19 protein-coding genes, 1 pseudogene and 1 riboswitch are annotated in these 20,216 nt (G+C 36.5%); of the genes and pseudogenes, 11 read left to right on the top strand and 9 right to left on the bottom strand.

Going from position 1 to position 20,216, the window contains the following annotated elements; all coding sequences use genetic code 11:
- Nucleotides 1-210: 210 nt before the first annotated feature.
- The 3 genes from RUH74_RS07505 to RUH74_RS07495 form a co-directional block, all read right to left on the bottom strand.
- A complete protein-coding gene (locus tag RUH74_RS07505) occupies nt 211-981 on the bottom strand; it encodes a hypothetical protein (protein WP_313799661.1) in 771 nt (256 codons plus the stop codon).
- Nucleotides 982-1,132: 151 nt separating this feature from the next.
- Nucleotides 1,133-1,483, bottom strand: a complete 351-nt coding sequence (locus RUH74_RS07500; RefSeq protein WP_313799660.1) for a DUF2178 domain-containing protein — start codon at nt 1,481-1,483, stop codon at nt 1,133-1,135.
- Nucleotides 1,473-1,712 carry a helix-turn-helix transcriptional regulator gene (locus RUH74_RS07495; RefSeq protein ID WP_313799659.1) on the bottom strand — a complete coding sequence of 80 codons (240 nt, stop codon included), beginning with the start codon at nt 1,710-1,712 and terminating at the stop codon, nt 1,473-1,475. The genes RUH74_RS07500 and RUH74_RS07495 overlap by 11 nt, the downstream gene beginning before the upstream one ends.
- 353 nt (nt 1,713-2,065) lie before the next feature.
- Here RUH74_RS07495 and RUH74_RS07490 point away from each other — a divergent pair, with 353 nt between their 5' ends.
- Together RUH74_RS07490 and RUH74_RS07485 are read left to right on the top strand one after the other, a co-directional pair.
- Nucleotides 2,066-2,656, top strand: coding sequence for a dienelactone hydrolase family protein (locus tag RUH74_RS07490; RefSeq protein WP_313799658.1), 591 nt, complete (start codon nt 2,066-2,068; stop codon nt 2,654-2,656).
- 92 nt (nt 2,657-2,748) lie between these two features.
- Nucleotides 2,749-3,132 (top strand): winged helix-turn-helix transcriptional regulator, encoded by a 384-nt coding sequence (locus RUH74_RS07485; RefSeq protein ID WP_396229923.1) that lies wholly within the window; start codon nt 2,749-2,751, stop codon nt 3,130-3,132.
- An 80-nt stretch (nt 3,133-3,212) separates the two neighbouring features.
- Here the strand turns inward: RUH74_RS07485 and RUH74_RS07480 are convergent, their stop codons facing one another.
- Both RUH74_RS07480 and RUH74_RS07475 read right to left on the bottom strand, forming a co-directional pair.
- Entirely contained in the window at nt 3,213-3,770 is a 558-nt protein-coding gene (locus RUH74_RS07480; protein ID WP_313799657.1) for an NAD(P)H-dependent oxidoreductase, read from the bottom strand.
- Between the two features lie 219 nt (nt 3,771-3,989).
- Nucleotides 3,990-4,154: pseudogene (locus RUH74_RS07475) on the bottom strand (MFS transporter); the annotation flags it as partial.
- A 586-nt stretch (nt 4,155-4,740) separates the two neighbouring features.
- On the opposite strand from RUH74_RS07475, the gene RUH74_RS07470 reads away from it, so the two are divergent.
- The 4 genes from RUH74_RS07470 to RUH74_RS07455 are packed head-to-tail and all read left to right on the top strand — an operon-like array spanning nt 4,741 to nt 9,271.
- Complete coding sequence (locus RUH74_RS07470) at nt 4,741-5,430, top strand: TorD/DmsD family molecular chaperone (protein WP_313799656.1); 690 nt, start codon at nt 4,741-4,743, stop codon at nt 5,428-5,430.
- Nucleotides 5,423-7,825: a DMSO/selenate family reductase complex A subunit gene (locus RUH74_RS07465; protein WP_313799655.1), complete on the top strand. Its 2,403-nt coding sequence runs from the start codon at nt 5,423-5,425 to the stop codon at nt 7,823-7,825. Before RUH74_RS07470 ends, RUH74_RS07465 begins: the two co-directional genes overlap by 8 nt.
- A gap of 16 nt (nt 7,826-7,841) precedes the next feature.
- Nucleotides 7,842-8,420, top strand: a complete 579-nt coding sequence (locus tag RUH74_RS07460; RefSeq protein WP_313799654.1) for a DMSO/selenate family reductase complex B subunit — start codon at nt 7,842-7,844, stop codon at nt 8,418-8,420.
- A gap of 14 nt (nt 8,421-8,434) precedes the next feature.
- Nucleotides 8,435-9,271: a dimethyl sulfoxide reductase anchor subunit family protein gene (locus tag RUH74_RS07455; RefSeq protein WP_313799653.1), complete on the top strand. Its 837-nt coding sequence runs from the start codon at nt 8,435-8,437 to the stop codon at nt 9,269-9,271.
- Between the two features lie 233 nt (nt 9,272-9,504).
- On the opposite strand, the gene RUH74_RS07450 is transcribed toward RUH74_RS07455, so the two are convergent.
- The gene (locus RUH74_RS07450) at nt 9,505-9,993 is read right to left on the bottom strand and encodes a DinB family protein (protein ID WP_313799652.1); all 489 of its coding nucleotides are present in this window, start codon (nt 9,991-9,993) and stop codon (nt 9,505-9,507) included.
- A 246-nt stretch (nt 9,994-10,239) separates the two neighbouring features.
- On the opposite strand from RUH74_RS07450, the gene RUH74_RS07445 reads away from it, so the two are divergent.
- On the top strand, nt 10,240-10,707 hold the full coding sequence (locus RUH74_RS07445) for a DUF6843 domain-containing protein (RefSeq protein ID WP_313799651.1): 468 nt from the start codon (nt 10,240-10,242) through the stop codon (nt 10,705-10,707).
- 70 nt (nt 10,708-10,777) lie between these two features.
- On the opposite strand, the gene RUH74_RS07440 is transcribed toward RUH74_RS07445, so the two are convergent.
- The 3 genes from RUH74_RS07440 to RUH74_RS07430 form a co-directional block, all read right to left on the bottom strand.
- Nucleotides 10,778-11,956, bottom strand: a complete 1,179-nt coding sequence (locus RUH74_RS07440) for a NupC/NupG family nucleoside CNT transporter (RefSeq protein WP_313799650.1) — start codon at nt 11,954-11,956, stop codon at nt 10,778-10,780.
- A 312-nt stretch (nt 11,957-12,268) separates the two neighbouring features.
- Nucleotides 12,269-13,009, bottom strand: coding sequence for a GntR family transcriptional regulator (locus tag RUH74_RS07435; protein WP_313799649.1), 741 nt, complete (start codon nt 13,007-13,009; stop codon nt 12,269-12,271).
- 157 nt (nt 13,010-13,166) lie between these two features.
- Nucleotides 13,167-14,813: a PucR family transcriptional regulator gene (locus RUH74_RS07430; protein WP_313799648.1), complete on the bottom strand. Its 1,647-nt coding sequence runs from the start codon at nt 14,811-14,813 to the stop codon at nt 13,167-13,169.
- A 189-nt stretch (nt 14,814-15,002) separates the two neighbouring features.
- Here RUH74_RS07430 and allD point away from each other — a divergent pair, with 189 nt between their 5' ends.
- From allD to opp4C, 4 genes are all read left to right on the top strand, one after another.
- On the top strand, nt 15,003-16,052 hold the full coding sequence (gene allD / locus RUH74_RS07425; protein ID WP_313799647.1) for an ureidoglycolate dehydrogenase: 1,050 nt from the start codon (nt 15,003-15,005) through the stop codon (nt 16,050-16,052).
- A gap of 176 nt (nt 16,053-16,228) precedes the next feature.
- A riboswitch (SAM riboswitch) is annotated at nt 16,229-16,334 on the top strand.
- Nucleotides 16,335-16,470: 136 nt separating this feature from the next.
- Nucleotides 16,471-18,225 (top strand): ABC transporter substrate-binding protein, encoded by a 1,755-nt coding sequence (locus RUH74_RS07420; RefSeq protein WP_313799646.1) that lies wholly within the window; start codon nt 16,471-16,473, stop codon nt 18,223-18,225.
- 97 nt (nt 18,226-18,322) lie between these two features.
- Nucleotides 18,323-19,279: an ABC transporter permease gene (locus RUH74_RS07415; protein WP_313799645.1), complete on the top strand. Its 957-nt coding sequence runs from the start codon at nt 18,323-18,325 to the stop codon at nt 19,277-19,279.
- Between the two features lie 10 nt (nt 19,280-19,289).
- Nucleotides 19,290-20,213, top strand: coding sequence for an oligopeptide ABC transporter permease (gene opp4C, locus RUH74_RS07410; RefSeq protein WP_313799644.1), 924 nt, complete (start codon nt 19,290-19,292; stop codon nt 20,211-20,213).
- Nucleotides 20,214-20,216 lie beyond the last annotated feature (3 nt).

The following is a 20,216-nucleotide window of genomic DNA, read 5'->3' as shown; positions in this document are numbered from 1 at the left end:
CTAAAGCTAGGTGATTCCATGGTTTTTAATATAAGCACATTTTAAGCAATCAGGCTCGATTGTGGAATAGGGTAAAAATGATCAAACCTTTTTAACTAAAAATATCCAATTTTCTTCTTAAACAAAGCGCTCTACATGGAATAAGTATATGTATAATTCCACTAGGGTGGGGACTGCCCTTTAGTACTTTAAATCCTTCAGGGTAGATCTTTATCGACACTTCTGTGAATCTGATATTTTGCTTTTGATTAAGTTAAGGAGTTCTTCTGTACTGTTTTTTTGCTCCGTTGAGCCATGCCTTGTCTGACGCTTTGTAATTTCCTTGTATGGAATCTGATCAGTATTACCCCACTTCTTCCATGGAACTTTATCGTATGTATGGTGCTGGTAATACTTCCATGGATGGATACTCCCAGGTGCATAATTATATGTGCCTAAGTTAACCGGATCGGTTACCATCTGACCCGTCTCAGCATGATAGACAACTTCAAAGCGGCCATTCGATGATATAAACTTCACATTATAAGCAGCGTCATATTCGCCTACTTCATACCGGTGATATCTAGCGCTGAATAGTTTCCATTTGCCGCATGCCACAAGTTCAATCATTTCTTCTAATTGTTCAGGCGCCTCTCCATATCGATTCAGTTCATTGCGAAAATAATGAATTTCTTCCGTAATATAAGGGAGTTGTTTGACATGTTGATCAAATGTCTCAAAAAACAGATCAAATTGCTTATGTCCATTCAGAAGCTCTTGATTTTCCACCAAATCATTCATCATATGCATGAGGATTGCATGTGATGCAATTGCTTTAGATGTATCAAATATATACCATTTTTGATGCTTAGAGCGAATTTGTTCATACTGCTCCGAGAGTTCAGAAAAATATGCCTCTGATAAAAAAACAGTCTTGATTGCTACAGGCACAACCGGATATACAAAGTCTTTCTCTAGTCGGTGATACCCGTAAATCGACACTAAAAACATGAAAGAAAGAATGATAAGAACTGTTTTGGACGACCGATTTTTGATGACTATCCTAATTTTATGCCCCTCCCTCGATTTCGCTATACTTTTTGAGTGACTTTTATAATACCTTTACTCATGGCTGAGCCATCCTTGCCTATCCTTATGAAAAATCCTTTTTATATTGGACGGCCAAGTAAATTCCACCAGCTAAAAATGCCAGTGCATATTTGAACATGAAAAAGATGTTCCACATATAATCTTTAGGGAAAATCAAGTCACATAAAACAATTACACACAACACAAAGTAAGCACTTTTCAAAGAGATTTTATTTGTCCGTTCATCGGTTGGCCCCATCTTCATATGAAATACCAAGGCAAAAATCGCACTGCCCATAAGAAGTAAAAAACCAACTCCAATGAGAATATTCCAATTTCCAGTAGATTGTTCAGCCCAGGATTTTAAAGGGTAGAATATTGAGTTATGGATATCCGAGAAAAACTTAGTTATCATTTTGATCATTTCCTTTCACATAAGTAAAAATATCGTTTACATCAGCATTAAAAAAATCGGCAATTCGAAAAGCTAACAGCAGAGTCGGAACATAATTTCCTTTTTCCATTACGAAGATGGTTTGCTTGGAAACTCCGACTTTCTCCGCTAATTCTTGTTGAGACATTCTGGCAAGTACACGATATTCATAAACCTTATTTGATATCGAATCACCAAAATCTTTTTTCATAACAACCACCTCTTGAATTAGATTGTAAACCCAATTTTTATAAAAGTAAAGTATACTTATACAAGTATATAAAATACCTTTATATTTACTTAGATAACTTTGATTTAAGAATAGCCAGAATGCAGAAAGAACCTGACGAAACTCATGATTCCGTCAGGTTCACAAATTGATCTAGTATAATTTATTCGTTTTTGGTGGCGAATTTAATGATATTTAGTATGTAAAAAATGGTTAGAGTTAGGCAAGGGGTATTTTTTTGAATATGAAAAGAAGATACATCGAAATCACATGAATGGACAGGTTAAAATGATATAATCATTAACAATATGAAGATCAATTAAGGGGTGAATAGGGTGCTTAAAATAAACAAAAAATCCGATAAATTAATTATAGTTGTTCACGAAATATATGGAATCAACCAACATATGGTGGATGTATGTAATTTATTATCAGAAGAAAACTTTGATATTATATGCCCTGATTTATTCGAGCATATCCCCTTTGATTATTCTCAAGAGGAAATGGCGTACCATTTTTTTATGGATAATGCAGGTTTCTTAAATGGATTACATAAAATAAAAAATATATTAATAGATAGTAAAGATGAGTATTCAAAAATATTTATCATTGGATTTAGTATAGGGGCAACGGTTGCTTGGCTGTGTAGTGAGGAAGAAGGTGTGGATGGTATTGTTGGATATTATGGTTCACGAATTAGGGACTATGTAAATATACATCCAAATTGTCCGGTATTGTTATTTTTTCCGAATGAGGAAAAATCATTTAATGTTAATGAATTAGTTTCAACAATTGATCAACCAAATATAGATGCACATATATGTAGGGGGGAGCACGGATTTAGTGATCCATACTCTTCTAAATACAATGAAGAATTAGCTAAAAGTACATTTAGAGAAACAGTGAATTTTTTCAAAAACAACTGAGTTTTTCCGCAAACCACCTAATAGAATTTCCTTTGGTATTTTCAAATGGTAATAAAGCAGAAGACGACTCTGAATGTGAAGGGAGAACGATCATGAGTGAATTAGAAAATAATATTGTGTACAAAACCTGTGTTCCGACTGGTGTTGAACTAAAAGACACTGGATTTGGATATACGTTGTCTTTAATAGCTGGTAAATATAAAATGATCATTATATATTGGCTGTCTGAAAATAAGGTTATGCGTCATAATGAGTTAAAGCGAAGTATCGGTGCCATTTCCTTTAAAACGTTAAGCATCATGTTAAAAGAGTTGGAGGCAGAAGGTCTTATCATACGCAAGGAATTTCCTCAAATCCCTCCAAAAGTTGAATATTCATTATCTGACCGTGGTCTTTCGCTCGTTCCATTATTAAATATGATGTGTGAGTGGGGAGAGAAAAATCGTTTTCCAGCACCGAAGGATGTATCGCAATAGCTAGCTAATTTGTTTAAATAAAAGAAGTATCTCCTCAAATAAGGAAATACTTCTTTTTATAGTTTTTATAAAGCTGCCCATTACAGGTTTTCAATAAAATTCAAATAATCCTGAGCGCTTTTATCCAATTCTCCTATACCAGATTCAGTTTCTTCTTCGTTTCCCCCCGGCTTATTTTCCTTGCCATAAAACGAAAAGTGCGAACGATAGTCAGCATTGCAATACAGGAATGTCGTTTTAAAGGGAACTAATATTTGTTCAAGTGTATACTTATATCTTCCGTTTTCACGATAATCTTCTTTTTTGATTCCTGCAGTTACACCTAAAGCAACTTTACGATTTCTTAATTTATCCCCTCCATTTGAACCATAAGCCCATCCATAGGCTAATACATCATCAAGCCATTTTTTAAGGAGAGGTGGACAATTAAACCAATATATAGGGAACTGTAAAATAAGATTACCATGTGATTCAACCATTTTTTGTTCTTTTTCCACGTCTATATTTCCATCAGGGTAAACCTTAGACAATTCGTGAACAGTGTACTTTTCTGGGTATTTTTTCAGTTCTTCTACCCATCGCTTATTAATGACGGAAGTTTCTATGCTGGGATGTGTTACAATAACAAGAGTTTTCAAAAATTTGTCCTCCTTAATATAATTTATATTTTGATCATAAAGCGAACACTGTAACTATGTAAGTATGCACTTTTATTACAGGTACTTACAAAAAGGTGAGTGTTAAATCATTTATAAAAATATTTTTTCTTTATGGAGGACCAGCAAGCTTATTACCCGCAAAGTAGAATAGCTACATTCTCATGGAAATGCCGTACGAATTGAATGTAACCCATTGAATTACCTCTTCTCTGTAGCAAAATAAAGGATGGCAGCTATTGGGAAGGCTATTCCAATCCATAATACAGTATTCCATCCTCCCGCTGCGTATGCCCATCCCCCAATCGCGGATCCAATTGCGCCACCGAAAAAGAAAATAGCCATAAATAGTCCATTCAGACGACTAAGGTAAAAAATGTTAAAAACAGAAAAAAGTTCGAAATGGTGAACTATAATTAGAAACTGTAGAAATAATGGGCAGTATCTATAAAAAATTAAAATGAAACATTTTATATACCAACTTAAAAATCAAATAATTAAAAAGAGACTGGGACAAAAGGTTTTCAGTAATGAAGAAACCGAACTATTATTTGAAACTCTATTTTAGAGCTTCAGAGTAGTTCGGTTTTTATTATTTTTCACGAGTTTAGTAAAGTATATTATACAGATTTAGAAGTGGATTATTTAGTTTTGTCCTAGCCTCTTTTTTTGTTTGTAATAAAAATAGTTAAAAAGGAAAAGTAACAATTCAAGTGAAAAGTTAATAGGAAGAAGTTAAGTTTTGTTACACCTGTGAAGATATTGTTGACGATAAGGATACGAATGTATAAAAGTCACTTTAAGTCACAGATTGTTAGGTATTTTGTGTGGGTTTTGAACTGTTCAGCTAAAAAAAATTCCCCTATAATTACACCATATATTGTGCAGAAAATCACAAAGTAGGTTTATTGTGAATTTTCAGTCATCTAGATTATTGAGAGGAGGCGGTTCCATGACTAGCTTGTGCGCAAATGATCAATCTACTGTTAGTTTCCAGAGAAAATGGGTCTACGAGTTTCTCATTGTCGGTTTTAAAGAACCACTATCAATAGAAACTTTGCAATGTTGGAAAGACATGCTTTACACAAGTAACTTATCCGTATTTGCTGAAGGGAATACTCACTTAAATACATTTTTTACTAAATTAAAAATAGAAAATGTAAGTGAAGTTGTTGAAAAGGAAAACAACGAATTCTTCCGTATTTTTAATGTGTTTAATGAAAAGGGCGAAATTCTTGCACCACCTTGGGAATCTGTTTATGTCACAAAGGATCAGACTATGTTTGGAGAGACTGTGTTTCAATTAAGAGATAAGCTACATCAGTTTGGTTTGCGATTTATTAATGAAAAAGAAGAACCGGAAGATCACATAGCTATCCAATTAGAATTTATGCTTTTTTTACTTCAGTACACGGAAAAAGCGTTTGATGAAAGACAAAAGGATGATTTTATGAGGGGAATATATAATCAATATTGGCTGCTTTCGAATCATCTTATGCAATGGATTAAGCCTTTTACAAAAGATATTTACTCTTACTCAACAAGTGATTTCTATAAAGGAATAGCAACATTGTTATTGGATTTCATCTATGAAGAATTTGAATACATTAAGAGTTTCAAGGAGGTTCTTGAAAATGGATAAAAACTTTTTAGAGCAAATAGCTAAAAAAACACTGAAGCGACGAACATTTTTAAAATGGTCAGGAGCAGTAACGGCACCTTTAGTAGTTGGAAGTGCTGTGACATCAAAAAGCTTGGTGCCAAAAGTGCTTGCAAAGTCAGACAATAATGATGTGAAGGAAGTCGTTGTTCCAACTTGTAGTACGTTGAATTGCGGCGGGAAATGTCTAATTAAAGCGCATATAAAAGATGGACAAATCGTTCGTATTTCAACAGATAATGACGAAAGAGATGAGAATGCGGATAATGAACAGTTCCCGCAAATTCGCGCTTGTTTACGCGGCCGTGGTTATCGTAAACATGTTTATTCACCTCATCGGATTAAAAAACCATTAAAGCGTGTTGGAAAACGTGGAGAAGGAAAATTCGAGGAAATTTCTTGGGAAGAAGCAATAAAAATTATTGCTAGGGAAAACAAGCGAATTAAAGAAAAGTATGGTCCAGCTTCTCGCTTTAGCCTTTATGCTACAGGGCAAACGGGTACAATAGGTAGTGGAGATACGGTCATTCAAAGACTACTAGCACAAGATGGCGGGTTTTTAGGACGCTATTCAAATTATAGCTCAGGACAGCACGGTGCTGCGACACCATATACGTTTGGTACAAGCTCAGCAGGCAACAGTTGTCGCCCGTTATTAGATTCAAAGCTGATCATTTTACACGGTATGAACCCTGCTGAAACAATCATTGGCCATTTTAATATGTATCTTCGAATGGCGAAAGCAAAAGGGGCAAAAATTTATACAATTGATCCGCGGAAAACGGACACAAACGTGGCTTTTGCAGATGATTGGTTCCCTGTTAAGCCTACAACAGATAATGCGCTTGTAGCTGCAATGGCGTATGTCATGTTTACAGAGAATCTTCATGATCAAGATTTTTTAAATAAGTTTTGCGTTGGTCATGATGAAGAGCATATGCCAGAAGGTGTTCCAGCTGGTGAATCTTACCGTAGTTATGTAATGGGTGAAACAGATGGAGTGCCAAAGACACCAGAATGGGCAGCAAAGATTACAGGGCTCCCTGCGAATCGCATCATCAAGCTTGCACGTGAAGTGGCGACAACGAAACCGATGGCATGGGTTCAAGGAAACGGCATTAATCGTCATATGAATGGTGAGCAGCTGTCACGAGGCGGTTCTATGATCGCAGCATTAACTGGAAATATTGGTATCAGTGGTGGTTGGGCAGGACCAAACTTTCCTAGCGGTAAGCTAATCAAATATCAAGATTTTCCAATCCCAGAGAATCCGTTAGGTATTTCGATTCCTGTGTTTAAATATACGGATGCGATTGTCCGAGGTACAGAAATGGGTGCGGAAGATGGCGTTAAAGGTCTAGAAGAGGGGCAAAAATTGCCATCAAACATCAAAATGATTTTTAATATGGCGGGGAATTGTTTAGTCAACCAACATAGTGATATTAATGAAACGACCAAAATTCTTGAGGATGAATCTTTATGTGAGTTTATCGTCACATCAGATATTTATATGACACCTTCTGTAAAGTATTCAGATATTATTTTACCAACTTGTACATTCTTTGAACAGAATGATTTTGTTCCACCATGGAGCTTTGGTCAGCATATTTTCCTTTCACAGAAAGTTGTTGAGCCTTTATATGGTTCGAAGACTGAATATGAATGGATGACTATGCTTGCAAAAGAGTTAGGTATAGAACAAGAATTCACAGAAGGCAGAACTCAAGATGATTGGGTGAAATGGATGATTCAGGAGTCGAAAACAAAGGATCCAGACTTCCCGTCCTATGAAGAAATGCAGAAAAATGGTGTTTATAAATATAAAGACAATCACATTGTCAATTTCAAAGAACAAATAGAAGATTTTGAAAATAATCCTTTTGAAACACCTTCAGGAAAAATTGAATTATTTTCTAAACAGCTATGGGATATGGATAAAAAAGAAACAATTCCTGCTATTCCGAAGCATGTGGCAGTTGCAGAAGGTCCAGAAAGCAGCGTAACTGGCAAATATCCATTACAAGTGTTTGGCTGGCATGTGAAAAGACGTTGCCACTCAACATGGGAGACGAGCGAGTGGATGGAAGAGGTACAAACACAAGAACTATGGATCAACCCGATTGACGCTAAGAAAAGAAAAATTAACGAAGGCGACAAGGTAAAGGTATTCAATGATCGAGGGACGACGATTATTCCTGCAAAAGTGACTAGCAGAGTAATGCCTGGCGTTATTTGTATGCCACAAGGTGGTTGGTACACACCAAACGATAAAGGGGTTGACGAAAGAGGTGTCATTAACGTTCTCACGGGGCTAGAAGCTTCACCAATGCATTGTAACCCTCAGCATACGAATTTAGCACAAGTTGAGAAGGCATAAAGGAGGAGGATGAAAAATGGCACAATTAGGTTTTTATATTGATCAAACCCGCTGCAATGGTTGTAATGCATGTGTAATTGCATGTAAGGATAAGAATAATAACGCAGTTGGGATAAATTTTAGACGTGTATATTCATTTGAAGATGGTCATTTTACGAAGGATAAAGATGGTGCTTGGATTAATAATGTTCGAGCGTATAATGTCTCGATTTCTTGTAATCATTGTGACGAACCTGGCTGTGTAAAAGGCTGCCCGACAGGCGCGATGCACAAAAGAAGTGAAGATGGGATCGTTGTAGTAGATCATGAAAAATGTGTTGGTTGTAAATACTGCGAATGGAATTGTCCTTATGGTGCTCCGCAATTTAATGAAGAGCTTGGGATGATGACAAAGTGTGATACATGCTTAGATCTTCGTGAAAAGGGAGAAAAGCCAGCTTGTATCGCAGCTTGTATTATGCGATGCATCGATTTTGGCCCGATTGATGAGTTACGTAAAAAATATGGTAATAATGCAGAAATTAAAGGACTCCCTAGACCATCTATAACTAAACCAAATATCGTTATTAATCCGCATAAGGATGCGGCTATATAAAGGAGGATTCCATAATGCATGAATGGCCATTATTAACTTTTACTATTTGTATGCAAGCGGCAATTGGTGGAATCGTTATGCTGTCGATTTTTTACAATAAGATGAAGAAAAACGGAACAGATCCTTTCACAGTAATGAAGTTACCGTTGTTCGTTATTACAGTATTATCATTCATTGGACTAGGAGCTTCATTTGCACACCTTGGAACTCCAACGCATGCTTTCAATGCGATCTTAGGAATTAGTCATTCGTGGATGAGCCGTGAAATTGTCGTTACTGGAACTTTTATTGCTTTTGTATGTGCTACTACGGGTTTAGCTTTATTACAAAAAAAGGTGAATCCAGTTTTGCTTATTTTTACAGCCATCGTCGGTATTATTGATGTGTATTGTATGGCAGCCATCTATTCTAATACACTCGTACATGGCTGGAATCACGCAAATACATTCTTGTCTTTTTATGGTACAACGTTCACTTTAGGAGCGATTCTCGCTGTTAGTCTATCAATTCTTTCACTTCAGAATAATGAATTGTCTAAAGACCTATTAAAAACAGCTTTCATCGTAGTCTTTGCTGGTATTGCTCTTCAGCTAATTGGCTTAGCAACATACTCTTCTCTAGAAGGAGAAATTCGACAAATAAGTGGTCAAGCTGCTGCAGCTAGTTTAGGAGCTTACGAGGGAACAATTACAATCCGCTGGATCATTGAGCTTATTGGAATTGTAGTTTTAGCTTATTTAGCTTTAGCTCCAAGCAAAAAAGCAACTTATTCATTTGTTTACTTAGCATTGCTAGCGATAATCATCGGAGAAGGCATGAGCCGGTATGTATTTTATGTTCTAGGTTCTTGATTTTGAATAGAAACGAAAGAGATATGTTAGTAAGTGGGAAATCTGATTTTTGTTATGTGAAATAACGAGTAATTATACGCAGTCTTTATTTTAGAAGGGGGCTATCCCAAAAGCCATGGAAATTGGCTGAGGGATTGCCTTTTTTATGTCAAGAAAAACAAAAAGAGACTATCCTTTGGTAAAGTGGAAGCATTGACGCTTTGTGAACAAGAAATAGAAGTTATCTCACTAGCTCATTTAATACTAGTTTTCCAGCCTTTTTGCAGTTGTTTTCGGATGTAAACAATTTGTCCAATATGGTAAGCGTTATGTGTGGACAAATTTCCCAACAGCGCCCACCACTTTGCAGTCACTGGGAAACCATCCACGTCACTTTCTACTTTTTCTTCAGTAAGTAGATCTTGCCAGTGAAGCAGAACCTCTAGGAGGTCCTCTTTTAAGTCTGCAAATCTTTTATTTTCCGAAACAATAAAGCTTTCATTATTATCACCTATTGGGGCAACAGCATTCACATGAGATTTTTCGTACCTTTTTTGCCAAGTTTCATTCCAGTAAAGTAGATGTTGCACAATTTCAGCGATACTGTTACTTTCATCGTTTGGTTTCCAAAACGCTTCTTCCTCTGACAAGTTTGCTACTGATTCCGAAAACGGAACATAAAAGCTAGGGTCGTTCGCATTTGCTAACAACTGGTCAGCTAAAACCTCTTTAGCATGGGACATATCAGTCACACTCCCTTTTAATTGTATCTAGTCTATTTGTCTATTTCGGTGACTTTTTGAATTCTCCTGCTTTATTTCATTAAATGGCCCGTGGTTAAAGAAAGCCAAACCAAGATACTCACATAACCTGAAACGGTAGTTAGAAAAGCCAAATTATAAAGCCCACTTTTTTTGAGGTGAAAATTTACATTTTTTTCAAAGTGAAAATGGTATAATACAATCAAAATAAAGGTTAAAAGCGGGGGTATGATGAAAAAAATTGTAATTGGAGTGATTTTAGCCATAGTGGCAGGGGGAGCTTACTATATGTTTGTCGTGAAGAAAACAGCATACGATGAAGAATTTGTATTACCTGAAGGATATCAGGGATGTGCTCATGTGGTATATAACGTAAAAGATGCTCCGCCATTAAAAGTAACGAATGGCAGAATCGTCCATACCTTTGATGAGAACGGTATTTTTCTCACTTCTTCTCCAGAAGATTTTGGCTGGGAAGGAAAGGAGTCCTCAGGTTCCTTTAAGTCAACATACGTCTATGCAGATAAAAAAGGAAACAAGACAAGTGAAATCGAGCAAGAGCAGATTTTTGCTTCCGCATTAGGCAGTTTAGAGGAAGAAGGTGAAGTCACAATTACTCACTATCACTTCTCAGTAAAAGATAAACATGCCAGTTGTGAAAATGATTTAGAAAGAGTGAAGAAACTCCTAAATTAAAGCCCAAAACCCCTCTTTATGAAAGTAAGCAGCTTGCCAAAAGCATTTCTGAGAGGGGTTATTAGTTAAGCTATAAAACGATACCTACTATTACAGCGGATAAAATACTAACTAATGTTGCTCCATACAATAGTTTCAGCCCAAAACGAGCAACAGTATTTCCCTTTTGTTCGTTTAGGCTTTTTACAGCTCCTGCAATAATTCCAATGGAGGAGAAATTTGCAAATGAAACAAGAAACACAGAGATAATGCCTAATGTTCTCGAGCTAAAACTTCCAGATATTTTGGTTAAATCCATCATTGCTACGAATTCATTTGTAACAAGTTTTGTCGCCATTATTTCTCCAGCTTTAACAGTTTCTGAAAATGGAACGCCCATGATAAAAGCAATAGGCGCAAATATATACCCTAATATTCCCTGGAAGGATATACCGAAAATCATATCAAACAAACTATTTATTCCAGCCATTAAAGCAACAAATCCGATTAACATTGCACCAACAATTACAGCAACTTTAAATCCATCAATAATGTACTCTCCTAGCATTTCAAAAAAGCTCTGTTTTTCTTCTTGAATGATAAGTAAATCTTCATCTGCTTTCACAGTATATGGATTAATTACTGATGCAATAATAAATCCGCCAAACAAGTTCAATGCTAAGGCAGTAACAACATATCTGGGTTCAATCATTGTCATATAAGCACCTACAATGGACATTGAAACAGTTGACATTGCTGATGCACATAGTGTATACAATCGATTGGCAGGCAGCTGGCCTAGTTGCTTTTTTACGGTAATAAATACTTCTGATTGTCCAACAATTGCTGAAGCAACTGCATTGTAAGACTCTAGTTTTCCCATCCCATTTACCCTACTTAATAAGAATCCAATTGCCTTCATGATAATCGGAAGGATTTTTACATACTGTAGAATCCCAATTAATACAGATATAAAAACAATTGGAAGTAAAACGGTTAAAAAGAAAGGCTGTTCGCCATTATTCGCCATCCCTCCAAATACAAATGACACGCCACTCCCTGCGTAAGCCAATAAATGATTAAAAACATCTGCAAACAAATTAATTAGTGCAAATCCAAATTTCGTATTTAGAAATAAGACAGCTAATAACACTTGAATAATAATCATAAGAATAATTGGTTTAATTTTAATATGTTTTCGATTGTTACTTGCCAAATAAGCAAGTCCTAAAACCACCAGTATTCCTAGTAAAGCAACAATGTATTTCATATATTCCTCCGCAAATTTTTATAGAAGATTTTTCTTTTTTTACTTCTACATAGTATTTATCAATTAGATTTTTTCATTACACAATAGATGGAAAAAAAGAAGACAGTCAAGCGATTGTCTTATACATTTGTATATAAATTTGTATAGTTGTATAATAACTTGTCTGATAATAAGCAATGATAAGGATAGCATATACAAAAATGGAATACAATATTTTGGGGAGAAATAAAAAACAGTGCATTTCCTATGAAATAGCACTGTTTTCAATCTTTTTTAAGATATAATTTAGCAAGCTTTACTATATGCCATTTATTACTTTTGGGCGTTTACAGTAATTTGACTATCCTTAACAGGGATATAAAATTTATTATATATAACAGGATATTTATCACTAATGTATACGCTCTCCAGTATTAATTCACATTCTTCTCCCTTAGCAAAATGGTATGTAAGTAAAGGTGTTTTTGTGAAATTTGAACGTTTGATTTCGATCGTTGATGAATTTGCTAGTTTATATACATTTTGTTCAAGCATCTCTAATACTTGTTTCTCATTTTGTAAATTCAAGTTTAATTCATTGATTGTCTCCATTGCCATGATTGAAAATGCATAGGCAACTACTTTATGATTGCTTTTATACAATCGATCAAAAGTAACAATCGCTGCCATATCCCTATTAAGTACCTGCCTTGCATAATCGTTAACGAGTTCTATTTTGAAATGAAGTTCTACATCGTCTATTTTTTTTGTGAAACATTTATATATCGGGTTACCAATCTTGTCTAATCCAACTTTTTTTTTTCTGTCATGAAATTTTGTAATGAAATTTCCTTTTCCGTGGATGTTTTTCACTAAGCCATCTTCTTGCAATAGCGACAAAGCTTGCCTTAAAGTCATTCTACTTACTCCATATGTTTTTGCTAACTCAGGTTCCGATGGTAGTCTGCTGTCAGGTGGAAAGGATCCATCCATAATAAGCTTATACAATTTATCATAAACTATGGTAAATAACGGGCGTTTGGATTTAGTAAGGTCATCAAGTTTTTTGCTCATTTCTTACTCACCTTTACAAAGACATATTATAGAAAAATGATTATGAATGATATTCCTTATTATATAGAAAAAAAGACGAAATTCATATAATTGTTCAACTATCATACTATTTCTCTGAAAACATATTTCAAGAAAGACAAAATCTGTAATGTGTTTTTTAGTTCACTTCCGATTTTGACTGCATTGATCTCATCATTAAAGCCATGCGAAGATGAAGGGAGTTTTCCGAATCACGGACAGAGTAGCCTAGAATTTCCTCACATTTTGCAATGCGGTATTTGACTGTGTTTCGATGGACAAACAGTTTCTTTGCTGTTTTTGAAATCTCACAATGATGATCGAGATAAACAATTAATGTATGAAGTAAATCTTCCTCGTCCTTTGATTTCGGATAGGAAAGCGAGCGCAATGTATTTTCATAAAACTTTTTAATATTTTGTTCAGGCAGTAGGTGCATTAATTCCTTTAATTGCTTTGTTTCATAAAAGTTAATAAAGTGATATTGAAATAGATCAAAACCGTTCTCCCACGCTTCTACAGCCTCGCTATAGGTAATGGCTATATTGGTTACTTCTTTTACGAGACTTCCTGCACCAAAGGATAGTGAAACTTTAACGTTTTCCATTACTTCCTGCTGAAACTTTTCAAGTTTATCTGCAATCAAGCTTTTAACAGGCTTAATCGTGTTTAGCGGGAATTGCAGCAATATAACGAAATAGGCATCTTTTAAAAAGACAATCGGAATAGCTTCTGTTCGACAGAAGGATATTTTTAAGTATTCGTTCAAATAATCGTAGATTCTACTCATCATATCTGCACTTTTTTCTTTATCAATTGTACATACAATGCAAATATACCTTTGATGTTCAAGTAAGCCGTGCTGCTTCCCTCGATGAATAATTTCCTGTTTCACTGTAATATTTCCATCAACTAACGAACCGAAAAAATTATTCTCTAACATTCGATTATTTTCTTTAATTGCTTCATTTTTTAATAAAGTAAAAGATATAACCGTCGATGCCTGTTCGATGGCTAATTGTGAGGAAGGATACGGGAGCCTGTCATAGTCGAAGATCAGGAGCAGGAATGGATATAGACGAGTTGTTTTGACAGGGAAAATATGGATTGGTATTTTTAATTGCGTTGCATGAGAGCTTTGAATGAGAAGCTTATTTTTTTCTCTGTATTGGTCTATATCGCTTTTAAAAATTGAACTGATCTCTTCCTTCACATTTTTCATCTTATTTTGTTCGAAGTGATGGGAAAAAGAAACAATGTCGCCAATAGGATTAAGCAGCAGAACAGGGCACTTTAACAAGGTTCCGAGGTTTTCGATGAGTGTTTGTAATTTATAGCCCTTCATCATCATATTCGTGAATTTCTTATGCACGTGAATAGCATAGAATAATTCTTCAATCTTGTTGTCCCAGAGAAATCCCAAAAGCTGATGGGCGACGGTTCCTAAAGTTAAAGACTCTGGAATTCGAATGATGGGGAATTCTAAGGCATTAGCGAGCTTGATCACTTCGTCTGGAATATCATCAATAAAGCGTTTTAGTTTAATGGCCATCCCAGCACATGGCCGGTCATTGAGTTCGGCAATAAGCTTGCTGAGTTTACGAGGATCTTCCTGAAAGGCATAGCCAGTCGTTAATAACAAAGAATTCTCCGCCATAAAGTGAAAGACGTCAGGTGTTTCTGATATTTCGATCGTATCAACTCTTCGTTTTAACCCAGTAGATCCGGCGAGGACCTCTGCCTCTTGAAAAACATCAACAATAAATAAATCCTCTAGCAGTTTCATAGGATCTCACTCCATCTATCAAATTCAATCTAATCTCATTGTAAATTCATTTAGGATAAAAAGAAATGCCATCTTGTTTAAAGTGAACAAAACAGAACAGTCGTTTTGTTTAATTGTTATAATGACGATAATCGTTTTAAACCCTAAAATTTTTATAGAAGTCATTTAAAAAAGGGGTTAATTAAAATAATGAAAGTAACGAAGCAGGAATTGGAAAATTTAATCACAACAAAGCTTCACCGTGCTGGATTAACTGAAAAACATGCAGCAGTAGTAGCAGATGTACTAGTCCATGCGGATGCAAGAGGTGTTCACTCCCATGGAGCGATGCGTGTTGAATACTATGCCGAAAGAATTTCAAAGGGTGGGACAAACACAAAACCAAACTTTACCTTCGAGAAAACAGGACCATGCTCTGCTGTTTTCGATGGTGACAATGGGGCTGGGCATGTGGCTGCGAAGCAGGCAATGGAGGAAGCCATTCAAATGGCGAAAGAAACTGGCATTGCTGTAGTTGGGGTTAGAAGAATTGGTCATAGCGGTTCCCTATCTTATTATGTTGAAATGGCCGCTAAAGAAAATCTAATCGGACTTTCTGTCTGTCAATCAGATCCGATGGTTGTTCCATATGGGGGTGCAGAGCCGTACTATGGTACAAATCCGATTGCTTTTGCAGCACCAGGAAATAATGGAGAGAATATTATTTTTGATATGGCTACAACGGTGCAGGCATGGGGAAAAGTACTGCATGCCCGTTCGAAAAATGCTCCGATTGAAGAAGGCTGGGCCGTTGATAAAAATGGCGAGCCAACGACAAACCCATTTAAAGTAAATGCTTTATTGCCGATAGCCGGACCAAAGGGATACGGGTTAATGATGATGGTTGATATTTTATCAGGGGTTCTTCTAGGCTTGCCATTTGGAAATAGGGTGACATCCATGTATCACGACTTGACAGAGGACCGAAATTTGGGTCAGCTTCATATCGTGATCAATCCAGCATTTTTTACGAGCTTACCGAAGTTTAAAGAAAATATTGCTACAACGATGTCTGATTTAACAAATATAAAACCTGCCCCGGGCTTTGATCAAGTATTCTATCCAGGGCAAATCAATACAATTAGTGAAATAGAAAGTAACCAGAATGGAATAGAAATGGTTGATGAGGTTTACCAGTATCTTATTTCTGATGTCATTCATAATAATAGCTATGATCATAAAGACCCCTTTGCAAAATAAGTGAATGTCGATTTATGATGAGAAGTTTGAGGCGATGGAGCATAATTTCCATCGCTTTCTATTTATGAATAGTCTATTTTTAGTGATTTGCCTTATGGATAATTATGTATAAAACCTACTTGACATATCGGATTAGTTATAATAAAGTATTCAGTATAATTTAATAATTTTTTATTTTCTTATCAAGAGAAGCTGAGGGATCTGGCCCAATGAAGCTTCAGCAACCACTGACATGGTCAGAATGGTGCTAATTCCAGCAAGAATATTCTTGAGAGATAAGAGTGGAATAATAAAAGACATTTAAACTTCCCTCTTTCACAACAGTAAGGAGGTTTTTTTATGGAAAAATTTAGAGATACATAGAGTATAAGAAGCTTTTGTGACTCAAAGATAAAAATTTATTTCATGGAGGTTACCAATGATTAAAAAGTATGCTTCTTTATTTATGTTTTCTATATTTAGCCTTTTTCTTCTGGCAGCATGTAATGAAACTGACAAGGCTAGCGGTTCTGACGAAGAAAGGAATGAAAATGAATCGGCAAGTGAGGCGGGAAATTCAGAGAATACAATTCAAGCTATTAAAGATCAGAAACTTTCTGCTGAAAATCCAGAGCTGGCTCCTCAAGCATCCACTAACAGAGGAGATACAGTGGTCGTAACGCTTCAGGAACCAGGAGGTATTTTCACACCATATTTCAATTCGAGTGGATATGATGGAAATGTGCAATCCGTTATGTTCCCTCCATTAGTGGATGTGAATGAAAAGGGTGAGCCCATACCAGGACTAGCAGAATCGTGGGAGATTTCTGATGATGAATTAACCTTCACCTTTCATTTAAGGGATCATTTAAAGTTTGATGACGGGTCTCCTTTAACAGCAGAGGATGTTGCATTTACCTTAACGCTTCTCCATGATCCAAGTTATGCCGGTGGGACAGATATTACAGAAGCAGCAATAGTTGGAGGGCTTGATTATAAAGAAGGAGATGCTACAGACATATCCGGGATAAAAATAATTGATGAAAAAACAATCCAAATCACTACAGAAAAGGTGAATGCTCGTTCTCTAAGATTATTAGGGAGTCAAGTGCTGAAGAAAGATTATTACGGCAATGGGTACAAAAAGGGGAATTTAGATTATATACGTGATTTGCATTTAGCCCCAATTGGAGCAGGTCCATTCCGTTATGTTAAATATTTGCCAGGTCAAGAAATCCGCTATGAAGCAAATGAGCACTATTACGGTGGAAAGCCTGAAATTTCAACATTTATTTATAAAACGACAAAAGGTGATTCACAGCAATTTTTTCAAACAGGAGAAGTGGATTATACGACCCTAACTGCGAATGCGGATAGTCTTGAATTATTAAAATCGCTAGGATTTGCAAACATCGATCTTTATACATCAACAGCCTATAGCTACATTGCCTTTAATCATAATAATCCGATATTTGCACAGCCAGAGGTGCGCCAAGCACTTAATTATGGTTTGGATCGCGAGACCATATTAAATGTTCATTATCAAGGGCTTGCACAAGCTGCGAATGTGCCAGTAGCTCCTATTTCTTGGGCATATACAGACAAAATTGCAGGATTCCCATATGATCCGGAAAAGGCAAAGAAACTGCTTGAAGCGGCAGGATGGGTTGAAGGGAAAGATGGCATTCGTGAGAAGGATGGGGAAAAACTAACTATCTATTATTACGCTACTTCAGGTGGAGTTGCTGACACACTTATCCCGATTGCTCAAGAGAATTACCGTGAAATTGGCGTCGATTTTCAAGTAGAGCTAATGGATTTTAACGCTTTATTAGCACGGGTTGAAAAGGGTGACCATGATTTAGCTTCCTTTTCAACACCGATGCAAACAGATCCTTACAATGGGGTACAGTCATTTCATTCAAAAGACACATCATCGATCGTAAGCGGTTATAAAAATGAAAAAGTAGATGAATTAATTGAAGCTACCATTGCGACCAATGATATCGAGGAACGAAAAAAGGCTTTCCATGAACTATATTTAGAACTTGAAAAAGATCCGCCGCTTATTTTATTTGGCTACAGCAAGGTGCTAGCTGGTACGAATGCACGTGTGGAAGGATTCAATCCTAATGGATTCCGCGGAATTTCTCCAAGTTTGCCCCATTTAAAAATCGTTGATGTAAAGCGATGATCAGGGCTCTTGATAGAGTTAAGTAATCTTATTTTAAAGAAAGGGAGCAAAAAATTGTAGAAATGTTCCCTTTCTCCAATGTAAGGAGGCTCAAAAATTGAATGGGTATTTTATCAAGAGGATTCTTTACTTAATTCCAACACTAATTGGGGCTTCCGTTCTTATCTTCTTGCTTTACTCACTTGTTCCGGGAGATTTTGTTGATACAGATCCCAACTTAACTGCGGAAAGGAAAGCGGAGCTAAAGGAACTTTATGGACTGGATCAGCCGCTTGTAACACGTTATATCACTTGGCTAGGGAATTTGTTCCAAGGGGATTTGGGCTATTCTATGCAGTTTCAGCGGCCAGTTACGGAAGTCTTAGGGAATTACATATGGAGTTCCTTTTTTGTTGCACTTGCATCTTTAATTATTACCTGGCTTGTGGCCATCATAATCGGAGTTATTTCAGCGACACGTCAGTATTCACTTTTTGACTCTATCATTACAGTTCTTGTTTTTGCAGCAATGGCGACCCCTTCCTTCTTTCTAGGATTAATCTTAATAAAAATTTTTGCTGTTGATTTAGGCTGGCTTCCAGCTGGTGGAATGATTACGACCGGAAGTAATTATACTGGATGGGAGTATATCTTTGATATAGGAGAGCATATGCTTCTTCCTGTGCTTGTATTAACGATGTTAAGTGTTGGGGGATTAACCCGCTATTTTCGAACGAACATGCTTGAGGTTGTTAAACAAGACTTTGTTAGAACTGCACGAGCAAAGGGTCTGAAAGAAAAAGCAGTTATTTATAAACATGCATTCCGTAATGCAATGCTTCCAGCCATCACGTTATTTGCCTTTGAGTTACCTGCATTATTTGGTGGTGCTATTATTACAGAACAGATTTTTAATTATCCAGGAATCGGTGCTATATATATGCAGGCTTTTACTGTTAGAGATTACCCATTACTAATGGGCTTCACTATGTTTATCGCCCTGCTGACGGTAATCAGCAATCTAATCGCGGATATTTTTTATGGCATTGCGGACCCGCGTGTACGTTTGAAATAGGAGGTAGTACATGTCGATGGAGCTAATTAGAGGTGGTGTAAAGAAGGTAGTTGGTTATAAGAAATCTTCGTTATGGACCCAAGTACTGCACCGTTTAATGAAAAATAAAATGGCTATGCTGGGATTTTGGTTTCTAGTCTTAATCCTATTAATTTGTATATTTGGTCCGCTTTTTTCCAAATATGCTAACTCGCGAGTAGATGCAGCATACATCAACCAGCCTCCTAGCTCTGAACATTGGCTTGGAACAGATAAATTAGGCAGAGATGTATTTACGAGGTTAATGGAGGCAGGAAGAATATCATTAACTGTTGGTTTAGGGTCAATGATTCTATCGGTGACGATTGGGACAGTGCTTGGTGTTCTTGCAGGCTTTTATCGAGGAATAGTTGATCAAATAGTCATGCGGATGGCAGATGTTTTGATGACAATTCCTAACCTTCCTTTGTTATTTATTATGACCGCAGTAATGTCAGAGTGGAAGGTTCCTGCCGAATATCGACTATATATCGTTATGATCCTGTTAAGTTTTATCGGCTGGCCGGGGCTTGCACGTCTCGTAAGAAGCCAAATTCTAAGCTTGCGTGAGAGGGAATTTATGCAGGCAACAGAGGCATTAGGGCTGAGGGATTCGCGTAAATTATTTATTCACCTGCTGCCAAACACTTTCCCTTTAGTTATTGTTGCTGGAACATTAAATGTCGGTGGGGCAATTTTGAGCGAATCTGTATTAAGTTATTTCGGATTAGGGGTTGTCCCGCCTACCGCCTCTTGGGGAAATATGATTAATTCAGCAAATTCCTTAGTCGATTTCCAAAACCGTCCATGGCTATGGATTCCGCCGGGCCTGGCTATATTTGTAACAGTGATAAGTATTAATTTGCTTGGTGATGGGCTAAGGGATGCGATTGATCCAAAAATGAAAAGCAGGTGACAG

Origin of the sequence: Cytobacillus sp., assembly GCF_032154635.1 — a bacterium.
Lineage (GTDB): Bacteria > Bacillota > Bacilli > Bacillales > Cytobacillaceae > Cytobacillus.
This window is presented reverse-complemented; position numbering and strand designations above follow the sequence as displayed.